Source organism: Moorena sp. SIO3B2 (genome assembly GCF_010692525.1).
Lineage (GTDB): Bacteria > Cyanobacteriota > Cyanobacteriia > Cyanobacteriales > Coleofasciculaceae > Moorena > Moorena producens.
On record NZ_JAAHHE010000732.1, the window covers coordinates 1 to 2025 of the forward strand.

Here is a 2025-nt window from a genome sequence, read left to right on the forward strand (position 1 = left end):
GCTTTCCAGCCCAGAGCAAATTTTATTTTATCTAATTTACCTTTTTTTTCTGTCGTTAATGGTGTAGAGCTTTGATTATTACAAGCTGCCAAAACACTACTACCAAGAGTCACGGAGCTAAGTTTAAGTAATTGGCGACGCTTAATTTTATAGATTTCTTTCATATAAAACTTCAACCGGCTAGAGCAGTAATTGAGATGATCTGGTTGTGGTGGTTTGAAATGGTGCAGCTTTAGGCAAACTAGAACGGTCTGGTAGGGAAAAACCTTGAATTTGGTCTAGGTTCGCGATTAGCAGCTTCTAAGATAGTGCGTAATTTACCTAAGTTACTACCGATAGCGATCGCACTAAGCTGGTACTCACTAAGCTGTACTCACTAAGCTGTACTCACTAAGCTGGTACTTTGTACTTGCCATTTTTTCTAAGCTGACTATCACTTTGGCGTTTAAACCCCAACAAACACACCGATAGAAATAATACCATACTCGCTCTAATTAAAAAATTAAGAATATATAATCATAGAGAAATATAAAAATATTACAGTAGCCATGGCTTTTAAGCTAACACGCATCTAAATTAAATCTGTTCATATTATGAAACAAACCATGAAACCCTCTCCCCACCTCCATTTCCCCATCTCCCCATCAGCCTCAACCCAAAAATTAAGTGCGTGACAGCTTAGGCAGGGGATGAAGGCAGGTTCTGGACGAAAGAGGGAGTTACAATGAACGTGACGCTTTTTTCTCACAGCCATGAGGAGTTATTAAGAAAATGGAAGTAAAACTGGTTTTAGTGGTACTAACAATTGCTTTTACTGCTTTGTGCCTGTTTTTTGGGACTAAGAATGGATTTTATGATTCAGACGATTATCACGGCAACGGCTCTGCACACTAAGCTTCCAGTATTTACTTTAGCTGTCAGCTGCTGAGCTTTCAACAAGCATTCATCGTGTAGTCTTGGAAAAACCCACGCATCTGGCATCACAGCAGAGGCTAAAGGCTAGAAGCTGACCAAAGAGCGTGGAATGTGAGGGGGCTAAGGGCGTTTTCCCAAGCCCCTGCCTTCTTGGCATGGGGAGTGTCAAAAAATTGAAATCGTCACTTAGAGGTTAGAGGGACTTAACCAATCCCTCCCTACTTAACTTCCTACTGTGGTAATGTTTTTGGCAACCCTTATCCCCTATTGACTCTGACCTCGAAAGGAGGGAAACTAGGTGAGAATTCCCCACACCCACCCTAAAGGGTAGGGTGTAGGATTATCGTAGACTCCAGAGTGGCCTCTAGGATATATCCAGCATACAAACCCCTCTAAATTGGTACGGAGTCACAACTCTACCACGTTTGTTTTGACTGGGGAAGAATCCGTTGAATTTTCCGTTCAAGGAAGATACAGCCAACGGAAAAATAGTTTCACCTTATTTTCCGTTGGCGATCACCCATTCTGTCTGCCTCTTCCAAGGCTTAATCATTCACCCTTCCCTGATTAGTAAGACGTGGGTTAACGGAGCCGGATTAGCTAAAATCTAAGTTGAAGCTCATGAGCAATCAACGCCCAGTAGCATCCTCTGATCAGGATGACCGATTAACCTGCTTTCCTTACGGTGTTGGTCATGGTGCAGAAGGGGTTTGTTTGTTGGTGCAGATGGGACCACACCGCATTCTCCTTGATTGTGGATTAGAAGACATTTCCCCCCTACAGATCGATGGGATACCACCAGCAGATTTAGTCCTGTGTAGCCACGCTCACTCAGACCATAGTCAGGGATTGCTGGCTCTTCACCAAACTTTTCCACAATTACCAATCTATGCTAGTGAGGTAACGACTCAACTATTACTACTCAACTGGCCGGAACTGCCTCCTGAGGATATTCTCCCATTTTGTCAAGCTCTCCCGTGGGTTACCCCTGTAGAATTCTGTGAGGGACTCACTGCTCAATTGTTCCCAGCTGGACACTTGCCAGGAGCAGCAGCATTTTTACTCACTTACACCACTCGCCATCGAACTTACCGACTGCTTTACACCGGT

At 43.7% G+C, this 2025-nt stretch carries 2 protein-coding genes; both read left to right on the forward strand.

From position 1 onward, the window contains the following. The first annotated feature begins 771 nt into the window (after positions 1–771). Entirely contained in the window at positions 772–894 is a 123-nt protein-coding gene (locus F6K38_RS44680; protein WP_044492584.1) for a DUF8629 family protein, read from the forward strand. Between the two features lie 642 nt (positions 895–1536). Continuing rightward, positions 1537–2025 (forward strand): MBL fold metallo-hydrolase (locus F6K38_RS40400; protein WP_287360482.1); only part of this gene is annotated, 489 nt, incomplete at its 3' end.

What these genes read in the sequence shown, in the direction of transcription:
- F6K38_RS44680 (WP_044492584.1), top strand. Translation starts at nt 772, where the DNA reads ATGGAAGTAAAACTGGTTTTAGTGGTACTAACAATTGCTTTTACTGCT.